Raw genomic sequence first — 20,621 nt, 5'->3', positions numbered from 1 at the left:
ACCGCCATTCTGATTTTTGGATTGCCGATGCATGAGCCACCTGTCGCTTCATCATATTACCAAGGCCTGGGGCGAGAAAATCGCCCTGAAAGACATCAGCTTTGACGCCGCAGAAGGGAGCTTTGTCGCGCTGCTTGGCCCATCGGGCTGTGGCAAATCCACGCTGCTGCGCACCATTGCCGGACTGGAAACGGCGGATGGCGGCACGATCCACTTCAAACATAGCGATATCACCCATCTACCGCCGTCGCAGCGCAAGCTTTCAATGGTGTTTCAATCCTACGCGCTGTTCCCGCACCTTAACGTGCGCGAGAACCTGCTGTTTGGCCTGAAAGCGCGCGGCGAAGATCAGCACACCTATGCCGCCCGGCTCGATAACGTCAGTCAATTGCTGGAGCTCGATACACTGCTCGCCCGTTTGCCTTCGCAGCTCTCTGGCGGACAGCAGCAGCGCGTGGCGCTGGGCAGAGCGGTCATCGCCAATAACACGCTGTGCTTGATGGATGAGCCACTGTCGAATCTGGATGCCAAACTGCGGCAAAGCATGCGCCGTGAAATCCGCGCCCTGCAGAAAAAGCTGGCGTTGACGCTGCTTTACGTGACGCACGATCAGACCGAGGCGATGAGCATGGCCGACAGCATTATTCTGCTCAACGATGGCCGCATTGAACAGCACGGCACGCCGGACGACCTCTATAACAATCCTGCCAGCATCTTCGCCGCGCAGTTTATTGGGGCGCCGCCAATGAACATTCTGCCGCTGCAGCAGCGGGATAATCATCACTACCTAAGTCATCTCTCGACGCCGGTGGTGGAATATCGCGCGGCGGCGCTCAGTCTGGGATTACGGGCTGAAGATATCCAACTGATTGCGCCGGAGCACGCTGCACTAACCGCAACAGCGATCGGCGCGGAATATATGGGCGCCGACACGCTGTTGGTGTGCATGCTTGCGGGAATGGCAGAACCGCTGACGGTTAAAGTACCGGGGATGCACCATTTCGCCGACGGCTGTGAAGTGGGATTGCAGTGGTCTGCCGCGCGCCAGTATCTGTTTTATAGCGCGAGCGGCAAGCGCTGCGCCCATGCAGAACCCAACATGTTTGCCTCACAGAAAAAATACGCCGTTTAACCGTTGTCATTTGCTTAAGGGAATATCATGTCTGCGATTCGTTATTCACGTCTGGCCTCTGTTTTCATGCTCTGTAGTGCGGCTTCTGCCTTCGCTGCCGATCCGATCAAGCTGCAAATGTATTATCCGATCGCGGTAGGGGGCAAAGTGAGCCACACCGTGGATGCGCTGGTCGCTGATTTCCAAAAACAGCACCCGGAAGTGAGCATTCAGCCAGTGTATACCGGTGACTATGCCACCACCGTCACCAAAGCCTTGACGGCGTTTCGCGGTGGCAATGCCCCCCAGCTGGCGGTTATCGGGGATATCGAAGCCTATTCGCTGATCGATGCCGGGGCCATCGTGGCGGCCAGCGATCTGGCAACCGGCGACGAAGGTAAAAAGTGGATTGACGGTTTCTATCCGGCGTTTCTGCGTCACATTGACGGCAAAGTGTGGGGCGTGCCGTTCCAGCGTTCAACCGTGGTGATGTACTGGAACAAACAGGCGTTTGAGAAAGCCGGTTTGAACGCCGATACGCCGCCGGCTAACTGGCAGCAGGTGGTGGCGTTCAGTAAGAAACTGACGATTAACGACGCCAACGGCGTCAGCCAGTGGGGCATCGAAATTCCCTCCACGCCAAACGGCTACTGGAATTTCCAGGGCTTGTCCGCCACCAACGGCGGTCGTCTGGATAACGGTAAAGGCACCGCCGTTAACTTCAACACGCCGGGCAACGTAGAAACCCTGCAGTGGTTAACCGATCTGGGGCAAAAAGAGCAGGTGTCGCCGAAGGGGGCGATTGCATGGGGCACCACGCCGCAGGATTTTATCAGCGGTAAAACCGCGATGATGATCACCACCACCGGTAATCTGACTAACGTACGCGACAACGCGACATTCCCGTTCGGCGTGGCGATGCTGCCAGAGAAGACCCAGCGCGGCAGCCCAACCGGCGGCGGCAACCTGTATGTATTCAAAAATGCCTCGCCAGAACAGCAGAAAGCCGCGATGGAATTTATCCGCTGGGTAACGTCGCCCGAGCAGGCGGCGCGCTGGAGTATCGCGACCGGTTATGTCGCCACTTCTCCAGCGGCCTGGGAAACCCCGGTGATGAAGGATTACGTGAAACAGGTGCCGCAGGCATTGGTGGCGCGTGAGCAGTTGAAGTACGCGCAGCCGGAACTCTCCACCTACAACAGCGTGCAGATTCAGGATGCACTGAACCACGCGGTTGAAGCAGCGGTGACTCAGGCGAAAACCCCCGCCGAGGCGCTGAAAGATGCGCAGCAGCAGGCCGATCGTCTGTTAAAGGCGTATCAATAACCATGAGTACGCCTCTCGCCGTCGCGCCGGTTCGTCGTCCCCGCTTAGGGTCAATGCAGCTGTATGGCTATCTGCTGATTTTACCGGCGCTGAGCTTTTTACTGCTGTTTACGCACTATCCGGCAGTGGCGACGGTGTGGCAGAGCCTGTTCAGTGCGGCACGTAATGGCCATCCCGCCCGTTTTGTTGGGGTGGATAACTATGTTGCGCTACTGGATGACGATATCTTCATTCAGTCGCTGTGGAATAATCTGCTGTATGCGGCGATCACCATTCCGCTGGCGGTGACGCTGGCACTGTTGATGGCGCTGGCGGTCAATCGTCATATGCGCGCCAATGCGCTGGTGCGCACCGCGTTCTTTATCCCTTCGCTGTTGCCGATGATCGCCATCGCTAACCTTTGGCTGTTCTTCTATACGCCGCAGCTCGGTTTGATGAATAAGCTGCTGGCGCTGTTTTCCCTGCCGGCGATTAACTGGCTTGGCGAACCAGGGAGCGCGCTCTATTGCCTGATGGCGGTATCCGTGTGGCGCGAAGCGGGCTTTTTTATGATCTTCTATCTTGCCGCGCTGCAGCAGATCGACCCACGACTCAGCGAGGCCGCTGCGATAGAGGGCGCGTCGCGCCGCTATTTCTTCCGTCGCGTGCAGTGGCCGCTGCTGATGCCGACCACGCTATTTGTGCTGATCAATGCGTCGATGAACGCGTTTCGTATTGTCGATCAGGTGATTGCCATGACCAATGGCGGGCCGAATAACAGCAGTAGCCTGCTACTGTTTTATATTTATCGCACCGCCTTCAGCTTTTGGAATATGCCGGCTGCGGCTGCCATGACGGTGGTGCTGCTGGCGATCCTCGCCGCGCTTGCGCTGTTCAAATTTAACCTGCTGGATAAGCGAGCCCATTACCAATGAAGCCAAAGATGACGTTTGGCCGCCTGTGTCTGAATAGCGCCATTGGTTTGGCGGCGCTGCTGTGGTTTCTGCCTATTCTGGTGGCGCTGTGGGTGGCAATTCACCCAGCATCGGATCAGGCCAGCTTCGCGCTCTGGTCGCCGCTTACGCTGCAAAACTTCATTCATGCCTGGCACGCCGCGCCGTTTGCTCGCTACTTTCTCAATACCAGCCTGCTGGTATTGATGATTGTGGTGGTACAGCTGATTCTGGCAACGATGGCCGCCTATGCGCTGGTGCGTTTCCAGCTGAAATTCTCAGGAGTGATCTTTGCGCTGATTCTGCTGCAGCTGATGATTAGCCCCGACGTACTGATTCTGAATAACTACCAGACCATCGGCGCCTTAGGGTTTCGCGATACGCTGTCCGGCATTGCGCTGCCGTATTTCTCCTCGGCGTTTGCTATCTTTCTGCTGCGGCAAACCTTTAAAAGTATTCCACTGGTGTTGGAAGAGGCGGCGATTGTCGAAGGGGCCAGTCGATTCTACATTCTGCGCAAAATTTATATCCCGCTGGCGAAGCCGATTTATGTCGCGTTTGCGCTGGTGTCGATCAGTTTCCACTGGAATGATTTCCTTTGGCCGCTGGTGATTACCGATTCCGTTAACGTGCGGCCGCTCACCGTCGGCCTGCAGCTGTTTTCTGCGCCAGAGCAGGGCGTGCAGTGGGCGCTGATTGGCGCAGCGACGTTGATGACCACATTGCCGCTGCTGGTGCTGTTCCTGATTTTCCAGCGTCAGTTTATTCAATCATTTATGCGTGCCGGTATTCGCGAGTGCTTTCCGTGTCTTATCCGCATCCGCTAACCGCACTACAGCGTGAATTACTGGGTGATGTCGCTGAACTGTATGCATTGCCAAACGTCCGTTCAGCGCCGCTGAGCGACACGCTGCGTTTTGGACTGATTGCCGATCCGCAATATGCGGATATCGACCCCGACCGCGATAAACATCTCTACTATCGTCATGCGTTGCACAAGCTGCCGCAGGCGATTGATGCACTCAACCAGCAGCCGCTGGATTTTGTCGTGACGCTCGGCGATTTGGTGGATCGTCATTGGGAAAGTTATGCAGCGGTGCTGCCGCTTTACCAGCGTCTGGAACATCCGCATGCGGTGGTGTTGGGCAATCACGATGCCCAGACCATTACGCAGCATCTTAATGACGCCGCCGCGCTGCCAAAAAGCTATTACGCCTTCTCGCTGAAAGGGTGGCGCTTTATTGTCTATGACGGTAACGATATCAGTCTGTACTGTAACGCGATGAACGGCGACGATCGTGCAACAGCAGAAGCGATGCTGGTGGCATTGGCGGAGCAGCAGCAACCGCAGGCCAGGCCGTGGAATGGCGCGGTTGGAACCGCGCAAAGGGTATGGATCGAACAACAGCTACAGCAGGCGCAACAGCAGGGAGAGAACGTGGTGGTGTTTGGGCACTATCCGCTGGCACCGCATAACAGCCACAACTTATTAAACGGTAGTGAATTGGCAGAACTGCTTTCTAGTTACAACATACATGGGTGTTTTACCGGACACGATCATCGCGGCAGCTATGCGCGCATCGGTCAAACAGGCTTTTATACCCTAAAAGGGATGCTGGATGGAGCGGAATCAATCCCCTTTGCGGTGGTGGAAATCACCGGCGAGGAAGTGCGCGTCTTGGGTTATGGCGGTGAAATCAGCCATCATCATTCCCGCTGCACATAAATTGCAGGTTGTGGTGCCTGGCGTTAATTGACCAGCAATCAACACTCCCCATAACGCCCCAGGTTGCTGTATAGTCCGTTTTTTTTCGGAGGAACCATGCTGCCTACTTCATCCACACGCCTGAATAAATACATCAGCGAGAGCGGAATCTGCTCGCGCCGGGATGCCGATCGTTATATCGAACAAGGCAACGTTTTCATTAACGGCAAACGTGCCGCCGTCGGTGCACAGGTGTTTGCTGGGGATGAAGTCAAAGTTAATGGCCAGTTGATTGAGCCGCGTGATGAAGAGGATCTGGTGCTGATTGCGCTGAACAAGCCGGTAGGCATCATCACCACCATGGAAGAAGGCGAGCGCGATAACATCGGTGATTTTGTTAATCACAGTAAACGCGTGTTCCCGATTGGTCGCCTGGATAAAGATTCTCAAGGGCTGATCTTCCTCACCAACCATGGCGATTTGGTGAATAAGATCCTGCGCGCCGGTAACAATCACGAAAAAGAGTACGTGGTCACCGTTGATAAACCGATCACCGACGAATTTATTGCTGGAATGGCGGCGGGCGTGCCAATGCTGGGCACCGTCACGAAGAAATGCAAAGTTAAGAAAGAATCGACCTTTGTGTTCCGCATCATCCTCGTTCAGGGGCTGAACCGGCAGATTCGCCGCATGACCAAGCACTTCGGTTTTGAAGTCACCAGGCTTGAGCGTACGCGTATTATGAACGTCAGCCTGAAAGGCATTCCGCTAGGCGAGTGGCGTGATTTGACCGATGACGAACTGATCGATCTATTCAAACTGATTGAAGACTCATCTTCGGAAGATCAGAAAACGCAAAAAACGCAGGCGAAGAAGAAGCCGGTCACTGGCGCGAAAAAACCTGCGGCAGGTGGAGCGAAGACGGGCGAAAAAGCGGGTGCAAAGCCGGCCAATCGTCAGCGTTTTTCCCAGCCGGGCCGGAAGAAGAAAGGGCGCTGATGTTTTTGCCAAGCCGTGTGCTGAAAACACAAAGTAGAAATGGCCGGTGCTGAACGCACCGGCTAGGCAACCCGAGCCTCAGTAACAGCATGATGTACCGAGCGATCCGGTCCACTCAGCATGACAGCTTTACCGGCACGCAACCCGCGCTGGAACTGTGCCATCCGCTCTTCACTGATCCCCGCACCGCACCATAATAGATGGTGATCGTGACGGCTTTCCGAGCCATACCGCATCGGCTGTGATGTGCGATCAATTTCAACGCAAAATCCCTGACCGGAAAGACGAATCGCCTCGAGCCAAATCTCCGTTTCATCGCTCACGCTGACCACTTCGAGCAACAGCGGCATGCTTTTTTGACGCGTTGATGCGCGTGTTACGCAATTGCTGTGGTGAGTAATGGCCTGGTGAAAACGTGCCAGGCGACGCGCTGCGCCACGACGAGTATCGTCTCTCAGCCAGCGATTGAGAGGTTTCATCAGGATATTAATAAAGTCATCGCTACTGTAATCGCCCGCCAGATTACGTACGGTACGCGCCAGTTCGCGATCGGAACCCAATTCCAGCTGGCGCAACATATCACCACGTCGGGCAAGCCAGCCGGACGATGAATAATCCGCTTCGCCCTTTTTTTCCTGATGGATTTGCCACAGCGTCGCGCCACCGGCGGTTAACGACATCATGGCCAGCACTTCATCAACCTGATGCCTGCTCCAATCCTTGCTGATACTGTTTTCTGATATCAATCCACCGCGCAACCAGCGACGCAGATTTGCGCGGTTGGCACCGGTTAAGGCGCAGACGGTTTCAGTTGAGTAAAAATTCATAAAGAGCCCTCAGATAGAGGGTGAATTGCCGTGGACGTTAGTCCAGGATGAGCAACCATCCTGAACCTTATCTGTATGGATTACCAGTAATGAATGCGATTTCGCTAAAATAGATTGATAAGCGAAGCGCTAAATTTGCAGGCTGCTCCCTCTATTCGCTTCCCGACTATTATCAATTGCCGACTAGCTTAAGTTGAAAATAGCATTATGGATAAAAAATGGCTGTGATAATTTTTATTTCACGCGCCAGCAAACAGGTGCAACACAACATTTTATTATTTTTCCAGGGATATTAAGAATGAAAAAGCACCGTCTGGCTGGCCTGCTGTTGGCTTCGGCATCATTGTTATTAGGCGTCGCGCACGCCGAAGATAAGCCAATCCCATCACTCGCCGGAAAACGCATTGGTATCACCGTAGCCGGTACCGACCACTACTGGGATCTTAAAGCGTATCAGGGACAAATTGACGAGGTTAAACGCCTTGGCGGTACGCCGATTGCCTTAGACGGCGGTCGCAAGGAGTCGCAGCAAATTGCTCAAATTCAGACGCTTATTGCACAAAAGCCCGATGCAATCATTGAAACGCTTGGTACCGCCTCAGTACTGGAACCCTGGCTGAAAAAAATCCGCGATGCGGGTATTCCGTTATTTACCGTGGATACCGCCAGCCCATCCAGTATTAACGTCACCACCTCAGATAACTTTTATATTGGCGAGCAGCTAGCCTTAAAGCTGGTAAATGATTTGCGCGGCGAAGGCAATATTTTGGTATTTAACGGTTTCTATGGCGTACCGGTGGTTGCGATGCGTTATGACCAGTTAAAGGCCGTGCTGAAATGGTATCCAAAAATTAAAATTATTCAGCCGGAACTGCGCGATGTTATCCCGAATACGGTCCAGGATGCCTATGCGCAAATCAGCCAGTTACTGAATAAATATCCAAAAGGTTCGGTGCAGGCGATTTGGGCGGCATGGGATGTACCGCAAATTGGCGCCACTCAGGCTGTCGATGCCGCCGGACGTAACGAAATCAAAACCTATGCCGTTGACGGTAGCCCGGATGTGGTGTCGCTGGTTAAAGATGCAAAATCCAGTGCGGCGGCGGTTGTCGCGCAGCAGCCGTACGTGATTGGTCAAACGGCAGTGCAAAATGTGGCGAAATATCTCGCGGGCGATCGCTCGCTGCCGCCAGCCACCTATGTTCCAGCGATTCTGGTGACCAAAGAGAACGCCGCTGACGCGCAGAAAACGCTGGGCCAAACGGATGGCAAATAACGCGCCGCTATTACACCTGCACGGCATCAGCAAAGCATTTGATGGCGTGCCCGCGCTGCAATCGGTGTCGCTCAGCGTACATGCCGGTGAAGTGCATGGCTTGATTGGTCACAATGGTGCCGGCAAATCGACATTAATCAAAGTGTTAGGCGGTATTCATGCCGCCGATCGCGGCAGCATTACGCTGGATGGTCAGCCGCTCACGTTGGCCTCACCCGCACAGGCGCAGCGGCAGGGGATTGCCATCGTGCATCAGGAGCGGTTACTGCCCGGTTCGTTGACGGTGGCGGAGGCGCTATGGCTCGGCAACGAACCGCGTTTGCTCGCCACGCCGTTTATCCAGCGGCGCCGTATGCGCCAGCAGGCGCAGCAGCAGCTACAGCAGCACTTTGGTTTGCAGCTCGATGCCAATGCCTTGATTGCCACGTTAAGTGTGGCAGAGCAGCAGTTAGTCCAAATCTGCCGCGTGTTGCAACATCAGCCACGCGTGGTGGTGCTGGATGAGCCTACCGCCGCGCTGGCACGTCACGAAGTGCACGCGCTGTTTCGCGTGATTGAACGTATGCGGCAGCAGGGCATCGCGCTGATCTATGTGTCGCACTATCTCGATGAAATACAGACGTTGTGCCAGCGCGTTACCGTGCTGCGCGATGGCAAAGATGTGGCGCATTTCACGGCTGAGCAGATATCGCCCAGCGCGCTAATCGGTGCAATGGTAGGGGATACGCAGCATGAACTTACGCCGCGTCAGACACGTCGTGCCGGACAGGAGGTGCTGCAGGTTGCCGCGCTTAGTGCGCCCGGTCGTTTCCATAATGTCTCCTTTACCGGCCGACAGGGCGAGATCATTGGCATTACCGGCCTGTTAGGATCGGGCGGTAAGGCGCTGATCCGAGCACTCTTTGGCCTGGAAACCGCAGTGAGCGGCTCGGTAAAACTGGCTAATGTGGCTGGCATTCCCTCATCACCCTATGCGGCCGTGAAGCGCGGTATCGCTTTTGTGCCGGAAGATCGCCGAGCCAACGGTATCGCACTGGATCTTAGCTTGCGTGACAATGTCACCTTAACCACGGTACAGCGTTTGCTGCGCTGGGGTGGTGTATCGCGTCGGGCCGAAAGCGAACTGGTGGCAAAGAATATTCAGCAGCTGGCGATTCGCACGCCTGGGCAGCTGGCGCCGTTACGCCAGCTCTCGGGCGGCAATCAGCAGAAAGCGGTGCTGGCCAAATGGCTTAACACTGGCGCGCGATTATATCTGCTGGATGAACCGACGGTGGGCGTCGATATTGCCGCGAAGGCCGCGATTTATCATACGCTGCAGCAGCTGGCCAATGATGGCGCACTCATTCTGGTGTTTTCCACCGATCTGCTGGAACTGCAAACGCTTGCTGACCGCATTATGGTACTGGCGCGCGGCGAACATGTCGCTACCCTGGCGGCACAGCATACCAGCCATCAGGAGATTCTCTCCTGGGCTTCTGGCACTGGCGCGTTAACGGAGCATGTATCATGAGCGATGTTACCCAATCTGGTCCTCTTGAATCTCCGCAACGTGCAAACGGTCAGCAGTGGCTGCAGCACGTTTCTTTACTGATTATTGTGCTGGTTTTGGCGGTGTTTGCCTGGCTGTCACCGATATTCCTCACGGTAATGAATCTGGGCAATGTGCTGCAACAAACCGCGGTGGTCGGTACTCTGGCGCTGGGTTTAACCCTGGTGTTAAGCGGCGGTGGTTTACAAGGCATCACCGGCGGCATCGATTTGTCGATCGCCGCCAATCTTGGCCTGAGCGCGGCGGTATTCGCCAGCCAGCTCAATGCCGGGCAGCCCATCGCTATTGCGCTGCTGTTGACGCTTTTCACTGGCGCTGCGGTGGGCCTGTTTAATGCATTGGCGATTGTCTGGCTGGGGATCTTACCGCTGCTGGCAACGCTCACCAGTATGAACATCGCCATTGGGCTGGAGATGGTGCTAACCGGCAATGCATCGGTGCCGGCCAGCAGCGAGCTGCAAAATCTGTTGCTAAGTAACGGGCCCTTAGCGGTGTCGTGGCTCGGCTGGTCATTTCTCATTCTGGCCTTTATCGCCATTGCCTTGAGCCGATTGACCTCATTTGGCCTGCGTTTGCAGGCCGTGGGCAGCCATCCACAGGCGGCTAATGCGGCGGGGATTGGCGTCAAACGCTATCAGGGGCTGAGCTATGTGTTGTGTGGTGTGAGTGCGGCCATTGCCGCGATTGCATCGGTGTCGCTGCTCAGCGGTAGCTCACCCGGCGCAAACGACAACCTGCTAATGGTGATCGCCGCTGCATTATTAGGCGTGGTGTTTTCCCGTCGTCTGGTGCCGACACTGGGCGGTGCGTTGATCAGCGCGCTGTTCCTGAGTTTAATCGCCAACGGCTTCCAGCTTATCAACGTCTCAAGTTACTGGATCAACGGCGTCGAAGGCGTATTGATTCTATTAGTAGTGGCGTTAACCGCGCTAATGCGTCGTCGCCAATCCCGGAGAACACAAGGTGTCTGACTCTCTCATATCGCCTGTCACTCAACGCCCGCGTCAGGCCGCTTTGCTGCGCGTCGCTATCGTGCTGCCCTTTATAGCGCTGCTGCTGTTCTTTGTTATTGCCGCGCCCGCTTTCGCCACGGCCTCTAACCTGCGCAGCGTGTTGCTGAATAACGTCGCGCCGCTCGCGATTGTCGCGCTGGCGATGACGCTGGTCACACGTATTGGCGCGATTGATCTGTCGGTTGGCACGGCCATCGATATTGCTTGTCTGGTATTGGTGACACTGATGCTGCATCAGGTCAGTTTGCCCGTGGCGCTGATTGCCGCGTTGGTTGCCGCACTGTTGGTTGGTGTGTTTAACGCCTTTTTAGTCACGCAGCTGGGCGTGGAACCGTTTCTCGCCACGCTGGGCACGCTGTTTATTGGACAAAGCGTGCAGCAGCTGTCATCAAACGGCGGACAACCGATCTATCTGCTGAGCCAGAAGCTGCCCGACGGCTTTTCCGCGATGGGGCACGGTGCATTCCTCGCCATTCCGTTGCCGCTTTGGCTGTTATTTCTGGTTGCGCTGGCGCTTTATCAACTGCTACACCGCAGCGCTACCGGCCGATCGCTGCGGGTGATGGGTGAACAATACAGCGTGGCGCAGCACTCTGGCGTCGCGGTGAAACGGCTGACGGCAATGGCCTTTATTTTAGCCGCGTTGATTGCGGGGATCGTCGGCTTGATTCTGGCGGCCAATGTCAAAGCCTGGGTGCCGCTGTCGGGTAATGCGTACCTGCTCAACGCTATCGGCGCCAGTTTTATTGGTGCCACGTTCGCGCCATCCCGTCGGCCCAATGTCGTAGGGACGCTGCTTGGCGTCGTGCTGCTGAGCTTTATTGCCAATGGATTACTGCTGGTCGGCTGGAATTTTTACTGGCAGCAGGTTGCCACCGGTGGATTGATTTTTATTGTGTTGGCGGTCGGCGCGTTACGCGCGCGACGTCATGCGTGATAGCGGCAAACAGGAACAGCCGGAATTTCGGCTGATCCTGTTGCTACCTTTAGCTCCAGGCATGCCGCGGCGGCGGGGTGCCGTTAAGGTAATAATTTCCTACATGGTAATACTTCCAACGCACCGGATCGTGTAGCGTGTGCGTGCGCGCGTTGCGCCAGTGCCGGTCAAGGTTGAACTCCTGCAACGTAGAACGGGTTCCCGCCAGTTCGAACAGCTTGTTGCCGGCCAAAATGGCGATTTCGGTGGTCAGCACTTTGGCTTCTGCGGTGGCGACTGTCGCCTCAGCGACCGTGGATTCGTCGGGCTGCTGCAGTGCCAGATCGATCGCTTGACCGGCGCGCCACAGCAGAGCTTCAGCTGCGTGTAGGCGGATTTTTAAATCACCCACCGCAGCCAGCGTAAAGTGATCATCGGATGCGCGATCTTGACCACTATCAATCCAGGGCCGTGAACGCTCGCGGATAAAATGCAGCGTGTCTTCAATGGTGCCGCGCGCAATGCCGACATCAACGGCTGCCTGAATAATCTGCGAAATCGGACCGGCTGCAGTTGGGCGCTCAAAGGCTTGAAATACAGGGATCACGCGTGAAAGCGGGGCACGCACATTATGCAACAATACCGTGCCGGATGCCGTGGTGCGCTGGCCAAAGCTCGACCAGTTATTGATGATGGTGATGCCGGGCGAGCTGCGGTCGAGGACGATAAGATGGGCGCGATCCTGTTCATCAAGCGCTACCGCGTGAATGCGATGCGCGAGTAGCGCGCCGGTGGCGTAGAATTTTTCACCGTTGATCACCACTTCATCGCCATCCTGCTTAAAGCGCGTCTGAAAATCGGCAACGGTACGCGAGTTTTTCTCAGAGAAAGCATTACCCCAGCGCAACCCGGCCAGCACTTCGCTCAGCAGCTCGTGTTTCTGCGCTTCCGTGCCATCGGCAATGAGGTGCGCGACACCCGCCAGATGGTTTTGTGGCAGCTGCCCCAGCGCAGAATCCGCCGCCGAAATGATGGCGATCACTTTCGCTACCGTCACCCAGGATACACCTGCGCCGCCCAGGTTTTTCGGGATCGCCATCGCCCACAAACCACTTTGAGAGAATGCGTCTAACTCTTTAAGCGGCAGAATACCTTCGCGGTCACGCCGCGCGGCTTCACGGGCAAACTCGCTGGCCAGCCGCTGAGCAATCTCAATCGCCTCGGCATCATCACGAATGCGGTGAGCCGGCTCGTTAGGTAAGGGGACGGGCGCTTCGGCCTGTTGAGAATTAACCTTGAGGTTAGGGGTGGGACTGAGCGACATGAGAACTCCCGGTAATTACGCTATAGGGAAAAATATCTTCTCATGCGCTCAGTTCACGCCATATCTCAATTGCAGCTATGCAAAGTGAAAAATGGCGTTAACACAACGGGTTACTGCGCAACTTTAACCACGGTTTTGCCGAAATTTTTGCCCTTCAGCATATCGAAAAAGGCCTGTGGCGCATTTTCTAAACCTTCAATCATGTGCTCGCGGTAGTGAATTTTTTGCTGCTCTACCAGCGGCGTCATCGCTTTGAGGAATTCAGGATAATGATCGCCGTAATCCTGGAAGATGATAAAGCCCTGCATACGAATGCGCCGCTTGAGGATGCCGCCCATGATCTGTGGTGTGCGATCCGGCCCTGGCGGTAATTCACGGCTGCTGTAACCGGAAACCAACCCGCATACCGGCACGCGTGCTGCGGTGTTTAGCAGGGGGAATACCGCATCAAAGACCTTGCCTCCGACATTCTCGAAATAGATATCGATGCCATCCGGGCAGGCCGCTGCCAATTGCTCAGCAAAGTCGTCGCGGTGATGATCGATGCAGGCGGAGAAACCCAGTTTCTCAATGGCGTAGCGACATTTCTCCTCGCCACCAGCCACACCCACCACGTGACAGCCCTTCAGTTTACCAAGCTGACCAACCGTAGCCCCAACCGGGCCGGTTGCCGCTGCAACCACCAGCGTTTCACCCGCTTTAGGCTGGCCGATATCCATCAATCCCATATAGGCAGTAAATCCTGGCATACCGAGAATGCCCAGTGCCCAAGAGGGATGGGGCAAATCGCCCAGCTTCGCCACGCCGCTGCCGTCAGAGACCGCATAGCTTTGCCAGCCGCTTTGCGCCAGCACCACGTCACCTTGCTTAAAATCGGCATGTTTAGACTCAGCGACTTCGCTCACGGTGCCGCCGACCATGGGCTGATCGATCTGCGCCGGTGCGGCATAAGATTTGCTGTCATCCATGCGCCCGCGCATGTAGGGATCGAGCGATAAGTACAGCGTGCGCAGCAGGATCTCACCGTCCTTCAGTTCAGGAATGGGCTGTTCAACCAAGCGAAAATTCTCTTTTACCGGTTCGCCTTCAGGACGTGAAGCGAGCAGCCAAGCCTGGTTGCGTTGATTGGATTGCGACATTGATTTACCTCTATCAGCGTTTTTCACGTCAGGCAAGTGTAGACGAGGATACCTTTCGTAGGTTGTGTATTGATGCCGCGCTAACAGCCGTGCAGAGGATTTATCGAGTGAGCCAGCGCACAAACCTGCGCTAAAATTTTGTGTTGCGAGTTAACGTAACAACATGATTTTTGTGATGCGCAGGGCATTTGCCCAATCGGTATCAGGCAATCTCCTATACCGGAGACGCTATTCAACTACCTATACCTATAGCGGTGCTTTTATCCCTACAGGTGACGCTATGACACGACATCAAGAAAAACCCACCCCCGATCAAGAGGCGCAGCGAGCAGCATGAAAAACCTATTCCGCGCGGCGACGCTCTTAGCCACCATGACCGCAAGTGTGCCCTTGCTGGCGCACACTTTCGTTTATGTTTCAGAAGCCGATGATGGCACCATTGCGCGCTACGCCCTCAACGAGCAAACCGGCGCGCTGCAACTGCTGGGCCACACCCACGCCGGTGGCAAAGTGATGCCGATGACGCTGAGCGCCGATCATAAACATCTGTATGCGGCAATTCGCAGTAAACCGCTGCAACTGGTGAGCTGGGACATTGACCGCAATAGCGGCGATCTACATCAATCTACCTCGGTGACGGCTGCGGCCAGTTATCCCTATATTAGTACTGACCGACAGGGGCGCTTTCTGCTTGGGGCATCCTATGATGGTGACGTAGTGCACGTTTATCGTCTGACAAGCGATGGCAAACTCACTGCGCCGCCGGTCGGCAGCTATAAAACCGGGCACGCGGCGCATTCGGTGATTGTGGATGCAAACGGCGAAAACGCGTATGTCGGCAATCTCGGCACCGATCGCGTGTTACAGCTGAAACTGAGCAAAGAGGGTGAACTGACGGCGCTCGGCAACGGCTACGTCAAAACGGCTGCTGATAACGGGCCACGCCATTCAGTGCTATCACCGGATAATCGCTATCTCTATAACATTGGCGAAATGGGCGGCATCATCACGCAATTCCGCCGGGAGCCAGGCGGTGAGCTGGTTAAGGTGGCAGAAATGCCTAACGCCGTTGCCGCGCAATACAGACTTGCGCATGGTCGCGAGCGTCCACCGGGCTATAGCGATACCACGCCACGCATCTGGTCTGCCGATATTCGTCTTACGCCAGATGGACGTTTTCTGTATGTCAGCGAGCGCACCAGCAGCACCATTAGCGGTTATCGGGTGAGTAAAGCCGATGGGAAATTGTCGCTGATTGATAGCTGGCAGGTAGAGAAACAGCCGCGCGGGATAGCGATTACATCCGATGGTCGCTGGCTAATCGCCAGTGGTGAGAAGAGTGCGGTTATCGGCAGCTATGCCATTGAAGCAGGAAGCGGGGAGCTTAAGCGAGTGAGTGAAGCAGCCGCTGGCGGCGATGCTAATTGGGTGACGACGGTAACGTATAACTAGCCTCGTGAACGCTGCAGGTGCGCAGAAATGCGCACCCGACAGCCACTTCAGGACAACTGTTGATATTCATCATCCGCAACAGGCTCCAGCCATTCATTGGAGGCGCCCTCGGCCGGAACAGCAATAGCAATGTGAGCGAACCAGCTATCTGCCGCCGCACCATGCCAATGCTTTAATCCTGCAGGAATGTTAACCACATCGCCCGCAACCAGCTGACGGGCTGGCTGATTCCACGCCTGATACCACCCGCGTCCCCCCGTGACTAATAAGATCTGGCCACCACCGTGATGAATATGCCAGTTATTACGGCAGGCGGGTTCAAATACCACATTACCAATGGTAACGCCTTCCGTTGTCAGCATGTTCAGGTAGCTTGTGCCGGTAAAATATTGCGCAAGCGCTTCATTTTTAGGCCCTTTTGGGAATATGCCATTGCCATCAAATTGTTCGTTCATCTTTATCTCCATTTGTGCAGCGTGGATAAAGTGTAGAGGTTGGCTGATTAAATGATAATGCGCTCAAAGCCGAATACACTTGTGAGCGCGATTCATTAATCCCCCGATGTGACAATGTCACGCAATGGGATAAATTGATTGTTTTAGGGTGCCACGACGATCAAACTTTTTCGCGCTTAGCCACAGCAGGGCTGTCACAAACCAACCGATAATCCAGGACACGTCATTACCCGCAAAAATCCAGGTTAATGAGCCATGATGGAGCGGGCTATCAATGAACGGCAACTGTACCAGCACGCCACAGAAGTAGACAATAATGCCTGCCCAATTCCAGCGAGCGTAACGGCCATGCGGTTGCGACAGCGCCGGTACATCCACTTTGCCTTTGGTAATAAGATAGAAATCGGTCAGGCTTATGGCACTCCACGGCACGAAAAAGGCCAGTAAAAACAGCAGAAAATGCGTGAAGGATTTGAGGAAGGCCGGTTCGCTGATGAGGGCAATAACGCAGGAAACCGCTACCATCAGCACCACAAAGAGTATGCGGCCGCCACGACTGAGCGATGTCTTCTGACGGAACCCCGAAACGATAGTCGTCAACGACATAAAACTGCCGTAAGCATTCAGCGTGGTGAAGGTAATTTTGCCGAAGCAGATGGCAAAATAGATCACCATCGCCATCGTCGCGCTACTGCCTAAACTCACGATATAGCCGACCTCATTCCCTGGAAACGCTTTGCCGGCAATGGCCGCGACGATGACGCCCAATGTCATGGATGCCTGAGTGCCCAATACGGTACCAAAGAACACCGAGCTGAAGAGTTTTTTCGCCGAGACATTGCTGGGTAAATAGCGAGAATAGTCAGAGACATAAGGACAGAACGCAATTTGCCACGATGATGATAGCGAAACGGCAAGCAGGAAATTAGCAATCGTAAAGTGCTGGTTTTGCCACACGGCGCTAAGGTCATGTGTGGAAAGCAGGGTGATAAACAGATATACAAAGGCCAGCACGCCGATAACGCTGGCCACTTTTCCCAGCTTGTGAATCACACGATAACCCAGCACCGCAATGACAACGATGATCGCGCTGAACAAGATCATCCCGGTCGCATTGCTGGTATTGATGAGTTTGGCGAGTGCCTGACCCGCTAACACCGTGCCGCTGGCAGAAAAGCCGACGTACATAATACAAACCAGCACCAGGGGAATGACCGCGCCATATACCCCAAACTGCATGCGGCTGGTGATCATCTGCGGCAATCCCAGGCGCGGTCCCTGAATGGCATGCAATGACATGATCGCGGCGCCGACAACCTGGCCAACCAGTAAGCCAATAATCGACCACACAACATCGCCCCCCAAAACCACCGCCAGCGCACCCGTCACGATAGCGGTGATTTGCAAGTTGCCGCCGAACCATAACGTGAACTGGCTAAACGGATGTCCGTGGCGTTCGCTCGCGGGAATGTAATCGATAGAGCGTGTTTCTGACAGGCGCTGTTTGTCCGCGCCGCGGTAATCTGCTGCAGGTGATTCTGCTGACATAGTTTCCTCGCTGAAGCGTCAAAATGGGGTCATTTATTGTTGGTATGGTGTGAATTATCCTGGCACTACATGTATATACATGTAGCGATATTGTCATGAGGATTGGAAACATACAACACCATCAACCATTGGAAAATGTGATGACGCGGGCAACGTTAATAAGTTGTTAAGCAGGCAAGGTTGTGCGGAATAAGAGGGCGGAAATGTCCATGTTGAGATGACGTCGCTACGTGAATTCTGTGAAAAAAGCAGGGGGATTGTGACTGAGATTTCACGTAGCGCTGCCGACTACATCGGCAAAAATTAGCTGTTACGACCTGTTGTCCAGGGATTGGGGGCGACGTCACCCTCATTCTCCGATCTGAAATCATCCAATGAGTCCAGATAAAGCGCTTCAACTTCCGCGCGCGCCCAGGGCGTCCGTCGTAAAAATTTCAGGCTTGATTTGACGCTAGGATCGCTTTTGAAACAGTTGATATTGATAAGCTTGCCCAGCTTATCCCAGCCATAATGTGCGACCAGCGCGTTAATTTGCATCTCTAGCGTTACGCCGTGCAAGGGATCTTTGGAGCGATGATCGTTCATGGAAAATCCTTAAAAAGTTGACGGGGAAGGTTACAAGAAAGCCGGGCAAGCGGCAATCCTACGATCTTCATTACCGGTAAATCCACTTCAATGCTGTACACTTGTCGCTGTGATTTTACTAATGGACGATACGCTATGAACGACAAGAAAATGATTTCCATCGATCAGTTCACTCTTTCTGAACGTGTGGCGGTAGAAGAAGCCTATAAAGGTTTGCTCGAGAAGTATCGCCAGCGCACGGGCAAAGAGCCGGACGCGAAGAAAGAAAAAGAGTTCACGGCGGAAGCCAGACAACAGATCATGACGGCAAAGTTAGCAAAAGAGAAAGCACTGGCTGATAAAGCAAAGAAAACGCCAACGCGCAGGAAGAAACCTGAATCGCTCAAAGAGAGCGAAGTCAGTGATTTCAACTGGAAGGCATCCGTCATAAAAGGGCGCAGATAGCGCTATTGCTGCTGCACCGTTAACTCAGCAATCCGGCACCCACGTTGACCGATAATCCCAAAATCGCCAGATTGAAGATAAACGAGATTACGGATTGCAGCAGCGTAATCTTGCGCATTTCAGTGGTTCCCGTTGCAACATCAGCCGTTTGTGACGCGACGGCGATGGTGAAGGCGAAATAGAGAAAGTCCCAATAATCAGGATCGTCGGGCTTTTCCGGGAAGATCATCGGTGTGACATCTTTGCTGCGATGCAGATAGTGATGATGCGCATAATGCATCGCGAAGGAGCTGGGCAGCAGTGCCCATGAAACGACGAGCGTCATTGCTGTCAGTAATAAATGAAGCACGCGCGGCGTTCCAGTGAGATGGTGCAACGATGAGAGCTCACTCAGAATCGCCACAATGCTGACCATACAGGCAATGATAACCATGCCCAGCACTAGCGCAGCGCTTTGATCCTGCATTTTGGCGATATGCTGAATATCCTTCACTTCAGTACGCAACATGCGAAACCAGATAAAAATCAGGTACAACCACGCCAAAACATTCCAGCCAATCAATAGGCGTTGCAAAGTGCCAAGCTGAGCGGGAAGAACGTAATAGCAAATAACGCCGGCAATAATTGAGATCAGTAATCGCAGCCGAGCGAAGAGGTGAGTCGTTAGCGAAGAGCCCATGAGATAAGTTGTTCTGCGTGAGGTAGATGGGTTTAAATGTAGACGAAGGCGCTGCTAAGGTCTTGTTTTTAGCGCCAGGCTTAGCAATTATTCCGCCCGTTTGAGGTCGTTCATAGCGGGCGTTATTGAACCAATTCATGTAACTGTTATTGATGCATGAAATGCAGCATGTTATATATCATCAAAAGATCTCTCATCGCCTGGGAGCATTCCTGTCGTGACATCCAACATCTGATCCAGCGAGGTTTCGCCTTGAATGACGATAAGATAACCATCGGCCTGAATGCCAATATCACACCGTTTATGCAATCAAGTACCGTTGCGGCTTATGTTCAGGACACGCCGAAAAAGGTACCCGGACTGTCCGATCTCCATCGGATGACAACCATTCTGCTGGGTGAAGGTGCGACAGAAGCAGCGCATATCCTTGTTGTGGGTGCCGGTGGCGGTTTGGAGCTGCTGGCCATGGCACAGGCACAGCCCGACTGGCGGTTTACCGGCGTAGATCCGTCGCCGGCTATGCTTGATATTGCACGTCAGACAACCGCATCTTATGCCGATCGAATTGAGCTCGTGACCGGCAAAGTAGACAACGCGCCACACATTCTTTTTGACGGCGCAACATGTTTACTCACGCTACATTTTCTTGATAGAAGCGAACGGCTGCACACACTGAGGCAGATTCGTCGCCGCATGAGGCTGGGCAGTCAAATCGTCATCGCTCACCATGCGGCACCTGACTCCAACTCGCTCCAATGGTTGACGCGTTCTACCAGCTTTGCTGCCAACCCGGTAAAGGCTGCCTCGTCAGCTAAAACGATGGCTGAGCGTCTTGTGCTTTTATCTGCATCCGAGGAAGAAGCGCTTTTGCGGGAGGCTGGTTTTCTCGAACCATCGCTTTTTTATGCCGCTTTCTCATTTCGCGGTTGGGTAGCTATAGCCGGCTAGTTTCTCGTGAGAGTAGCGTGACGCACTTTATTGCGCGATAACTTGCGTCGCTACGAAACGGGCAGTGAAAGAATATGAAGCCAAATGATGGCTTATTTAGCGGTGCAGGGCTTGTTGGCCAGCACCTGGGCGTGTGAGATAAAGATTGATTCAGTCTATTTAACATAATATACATTATGTGCACTTTGATGTTTAACGGCTAAATTCAGATGTCCGCCTCTGAATCGGTCACCATGAATGGTGACCCTACGTCGATATAGCCGGGTTTTTGTAGGGTGCGCATTCATGCGCACCTGCGTAAAAAAGCATTTTTGCTTAAGTGAGCGTCATTAGGACATTTTAGCACTGGCCTCAACGCGAATTATTAGTGCGAAGCGATAATGTTACTTT

Annotated in this window: 20 protein-coding genes; 13 read left to right on the top strand and 7 right to left on the bottom strand. The window is 54.2% G+C overall.

All coding sequences use genetic code 11. The features are described from left to right. Positions 1-31: 31 nt before the first annotated feature. The 6 genes from ACIP6T_RS05685 (at position 32) to rluF (ending at position 6,073) form a co-directional block, all read left to right on the top strand. Complete coding sequence (locus ACIP6T_RS05685; RefSeq protein WP_400455869.1) at positions 32-1,132, top strand: ABC transporter ATP-binding protein; 1,101 nt, start codon at positions 32-34, stop codon at positions 1,130-1,132. A gap of 27 nt (positions 1,133-1,159) precedes the next feature. Further along, positions 1,160-2,437 carry an ABC transporter substrate-binding protein gene (locus ACIP6T_RS05680; RefSeq protein ID WP_400455866.1) on the top strand — a complete coding sequence of 426 codons (1,278 nt, stop codon included), beginning with the start codon at positions 1,160-1,162 and terminating at the stop codon, positions 2,435-2,437. 2 nt (positions 2,438-2,439) lie between these two features. Beyond that, positions 2,440-3,351, top strand: a complete 912-nt coding sequence (locus ACIP6T_RS05675) for a carbohydrate ABC transporter permease (RefSeq protein WP_400455864.1) — start codon at positions 2,440-2,442, stop codon at positions 3,349-3,351. After that, on the top strand, positions 3,348-4,196 hold the full coding sequence (locus ACIP6T_RS05670) for a carbohydrate ABC transporter permease (protein ID WP_400455863.1): 849 nt from the start codon (positions 3,348-3,350) through the stop codon (positions 4,194-4,196). Before ACIP6T_RS05675 ends, ACIP6T_RS05670 begins: the two co-directional genes overlap by 4 nt. Beyond that, positions 4,175-5,095: a metallophosphoesterase gene (locus ACIP6T_RS05665; protein WP_345829714.1), complete on the top strand. Its 921-nt coding sequence runs from the start codon at positions 4,175-4,177 to the stop codon at positions 5,093-5,095. The genes ACIP6T_RS05670 and ACIP6T_RS05665 overlap by 22 nt, the downstream gene beginning before the upstream one ends. Positions 5,096-5,191: 96 nt before the next feature. Beyond that, the gene (gene rluF, locus ACIP6T_RS05660; protein ID WP_400455861.1) at positions 5,192-6,073 is read left to right on the top strand and encodes a 23S rRNA pseudouridine(2604) synthase RluF; all 882 of its coding nucleotides are present in this window, start codon (positions 5,192-5,194) and stop codon (positions 6,071-6,073) included. Positions 6,074-6,135: 62 nt separating this feature from the next. Here the strand turns inward: rluF and ACIP6T_RS05655 are convergent, their stop codons facing one another. After that, positions 6,136-6,900 (bottom strand): hypothetical protein, encoded by a 765-nt coding sequence (locus ACIP6T_RS05655; RefSeq protein WP_097097305.1) that lies wholly within the window; start codon positions 6,898-6,900, stop codon positions 6,136-6,138. 298 nt (positions 6,901-7,198) lie between these two features. On the opposite strand from ACIP6T_RS05655, the gene ACIP6T_RS05650 reads away from it, so the two are divergent. Genes ACIP6T_RS05650 through ACIP6T_RS05635 form a run of 4 tightly spaced genes read left to right on the top strand, consistent with a single transcriptional unit; the run spans position 7,199 to position 11,678 of the window. After that, complete coding sequence (locus ACIP6T_RS05650) at positions 7,199-8,176, top strand: sugar ABC transporter substrate-binding protein (RefSeq protein WP_097097306.1); 978 nt, start codon at positions 7,199-7,201, stop codon at positions 8,174-8,176. Beyond that, positions 8,166-9,689: a sugar ABC transporter ATP-binding protein gene (locus ACIP6T_RS05645; protein WP_400455856.1), complete on the top strand. Its 1,524-nt coding sequence runs from the start codon at positions 8,166-8,168 to the stop codon at positions 9,687-9,689. Before ACIP6T_RS05650 ends, ACIP6T_RS05645 begins: the two co-directional genes overlap by 11 nt. Then, a complete protein-coding gene (locus ACIP6T_RS05640) occupies positions 9,686-10,699 on the top strand; it encodes an ABC transporter permease (RefSeq protein WP_400455853.1) in 1,014 nt (337 codons plus the stop codon). The genes ACIP6T_RS05645 and ACIP6T_RS05640 overlap by 4 nt, the downstream gene beginning before the upstream one ends. After that, positions 10,692-11,678: an ABC transporter permease gene (locus tag ACIP6T_RS05635; protein ID WP_400455851.1), complete on the top strand. Its 987-nt coding sequence runs from the start codon at positions 10,692-10,694 to the stop codon at positions 11,676-11,678. Before ACIP6T_RS05640 ends, ACIP6T_RS05635 begins: the two co-directional genes overlap by 8 nt. A gap of 49 nt (positions 11,679-11,727) precedes the next feature. Here the strand turns inward: ACIP6T_RS05635 and ACIP6T_RS05630 are convergent, their stop codons facing one another. Together ACIP6T_RS05630 and ACIP6T_RS05625 are read right to left on the bottom strand one after the other, a co-directional pair. Beyond that, positions 11,728-12,981, bottom strand: a complete 1,254-nt coding sequence (locus tag ACIP6T_RS05630) for an SfnB family sulfur acquisition oxidoreductase (protein WP_097097310.1) — start codon at positions 12,979-12,981, stop codon at positions 11,728-11,730. A gap of 110 nt (positions 12,982-13,091) precedes the next feature. Then, positions 13,092-14,120, bottom strand: coding sequence for an NADP-dependent oxidoreductase (locus ACIP6T_RS05625; protein ID WP_097097311.1), 1,029 nt, complete (start codon positions 14,118-14,120; stop codon positions 13,092-13,094). 333 nt (positions 14,121-14,453) lie between these two features. Between ACIP6T_RS05625 and ACIP6T_RS05620 the strand changes: the two genes are divergently transcribed. Next, positions 14,454-15,572: a lactonase family protein gene (locus ACIP6T_RS05620; protein WP_400455848.1), complete on the top strand. Its 1,119-nt coding sequence runs from the start codon at positions 14,454-14,456 to the stop codon at positions 15,570-15,572. Between the two features lie 47 nt (positions 15,573-15,619). Here ACIP6T_RS05620 and ACIP6T_RS05615 read toward each other — a convergent pair whose 3' ends face one another. The 3 genes from ACIP6T_RS05615 to ACIP6T_RS05605 form a co-directional block, all read right to left on the bottom strand. Next, a complete protein-coding gene (locus ACIP6T_RS05615) occupies positions 15,620-16,027 on the bottom strand; it encodes a cupin domain-containing protein (protein WP_097097313.1) in 408 nt (135 codons plus the stop codon). Between the two features lie 117 nt (positions 16,028-16,144). Further along, positions 16,145-17,575 carry a purine-cytosine permease family protein gene (locus ACIP6T_RS05610; RefSeq protein ID WP_400455845.1) on the bottom strand — a complete coding sequence of 477 codons (1,431 nt, stop codon included), beginning with the start codon at positions 17,573-17,575 and terminating at the stop codon, positions 16,145-16,147. 303 nt (positions 17,576-17,878) lie between these two features. Further along, on the bottom strand, positions 17,879-18,160 hold the full coding sequence (locus tag ACIP6T_RS05605) for a VF530 family protein (protein WP_345829725.1): 282 nt from the start codon (positions 18,158-18,160) through the stop codon (positions 17,879-17,881). Between the two features lie 135 nt (positions 18,161-18,295). Between ACIP6T_RS05605 and ACIP6T_RS05600 the strand changes: the two genes are divergently transcribed. After that, the gene (locus ACIP6T_RS05600; RefSeq protein ID WP_345829726.1) at positions 18,296-18,604 is read left to right on the top strand and encodes a hypothetical protein; all 309 of its coding nucleotides are present in this window, start codon (positions 18,296-18,298) and stop codon (positions 18,602-18,604) included. 19 nt (positions 18,605-18,623) lie between these two features. Here ACIP6T_RS05600 and ACIP6T_RS05595 read toward each other — a convergent pair whose 3' ends face one another. Next, positions 18,624-19,283, bottom strand: a complete 660-nt coding sequence (locus ACIP6T_RS05595; protein ID WP_345829727.1) for a DUF1345 domain-containing protein — start codon at positions 19,281-19,283, stop codon at positions 18,624-18,626. A 168-nt stretch (positions 19,284-19,451) separates the two neighbouring features. On the opposite strand from ACIP6T_RS05595, the gene ACIP6T_RS05590 reads away from it, so the two are divergent. Further along, the gene (locus ACIP6T_RS05590; protein WP_400455842.1) at positions 19,452-20,231 is read left to right on the top strand and encodes a class I SAM-dependent methyltransferase; all 780 of its coding nucleotides are present in this window, start codon (positions 19,452-19,454) and stop codon (positions 20,229-20,231) included. Positions 20,232-20,621: the final 390 nt, after the last annotated feature.

Source organism: Pantoea sp. NPDC088449, from assembly GCF_044753225.1.
GTDB lineage: Bacteria > Pseudomonadota > Gammaproteobacteria > Enterobacterales > Enterobacteriaceae > Pantoea > Pantoea floridensis.
The sequence above is the reverse complement of the archived record's forward strand: the minus strand, read 5'-3'. Positions and strand labels throughout refer to the sequence as shown.

What these genes read in the sequence shown, in the direction of transcription:
- ACIP6T_RS05630 (WP_097097310.1), bottom strand. Translation starts at nt 12,981, where the DNA reads ATGTCGCTCAGTCCCACCCCTAACCTCAAGGTTAATTCTCAACAGGCC.
- ACIP6T_RS05680 (WP_400455866.1), top strand. Translation starts at nt 1,160, where the DNA reads ATGTCTGCGATTCGTTATTCACGTCTGGCCTCTGTTTTCATGCTCTGT.
- ACIP6T_RS05605 (WP_345829725.1), bottom strand. Translation starts at nt 18,160, where the DNA reads ATGAACGATCATCGCTCCAAAGATCCCTTGCACGGCGTAACGCTAGAG.
- ACIP6T_RS05675 (WP_400455864.1), top strand. Translation starts at nt 2,440, where the DNA reads ATGAGTACGCCTCTCGCCGTCGCGCCGGTTCGTCGTCCCCGCTTAGGG.
- ACIP6T_RS05625 (WP_097097311.1), bottom strand. Translation starts at nt 14,120, where the DNA reads ATGTCGCAATCCAATCAACGCAACCAGGCTTGGCTGCTCGCTTCACGT.
- ACIP6T_RS05640 (WP_400455853.1), top strand. Translation starts at nt 9,686, where the DNA reads ATGAGCGATGTTACCCAATCTGGTCCTCTTGAATCTCCGCAACGTGCA.
- ACIP6T_RS05595 (WP_345829727.1), bottom strand. Translation starts at nt 19,283, where the DNA reads ATGGGCTCTTCGCTAACGACTCACCTCTTCGCTCGGCTGCGATTACTG.
- ACIP6T_RS05600 (WP_345829726.1), top strand. Translation starts at nt 18,296, where the DNA reads ATGAACGACAAGAAAATGATTTCCATCGATCAGTTCACTCTTTCTGAA.
- ACIP6T_RS05685 (WP_400455869.1), top strand. Translation starts at nt 32, where the DNA reads ATGAGCCACCTGTCGCTTCATCATATTACCAAGGCCTGGGGCGAGAAA.
- ACIP6T_RS05645 (WP_400455856.1), top strand. Translation starts at nt 8,166, where the DNA reads ATGGCAAATAACGCGCCGCTATTACACCTGCACGGCATCAGCAAAGCA.
- ACIP6T_RS05590 (WP_400455842.1), top strand. Translation starts at nt 19,452, where the DNA reads ATGTTATATATCATCAAAAGATCTCTCATCGCCTGGGAGCATTCCTGT.
- ACIP6T_RS05620 (WP_400455848.1), top strand. Translation starts at nt 14,454, where the DNA reads ATGAAAAACCTATTCCGCGCGGCGACGCTCTTAGCCACCATGACCGCA.
- ACIP6T_RS05670 (WP_400455863.1), top strand. Translation starts at nt 3,348, where the DNA reads ATGAAGCCAAAGATGACGTTTGGCCGCCTGTGTCTGAATAGCGCCATT.
- ACIP6T_RS05610 (WP_400455845.1), bottom strand. Translation starts at nt 17,575, where the DNA reads ATGTCAGCAGAATCACCTGCAGCAGATTACCGCGGCGCGGACAAACAG.
- ACIP6T_RS05615 (WP_097097313.1), bottom strand. Translation starts at nt 16,027, where the DNA reads ATGAACGAACAATTTGATGGCAATGGCATATTCCCAAAAGGGCCTAAA.
- rluF (WP_400455861.1), top strand. Translation starts at nt 5,192, where the DNA reads ATGCTGCCTACTTCATCCACACGCCTGAATAAATACATCAGCGAGAGC.
- ACIP6T_RS05650 (WP_097097306.1), top strand. Translation starts at nt 7,199, where the DNA reads ATGAAAAAGCACCGTCTGGCTGGCCTGCTGTTGGCTTCGGCATCATTG.
- ACIP6T_RS05655 (WP_097097305.1), bottom strand. Translation starts at nt 6,900, where the DNA reads ATGAATTTTTACTCAACTGAAACCGTCTGCGCCTTAACCGGTGCCAAC.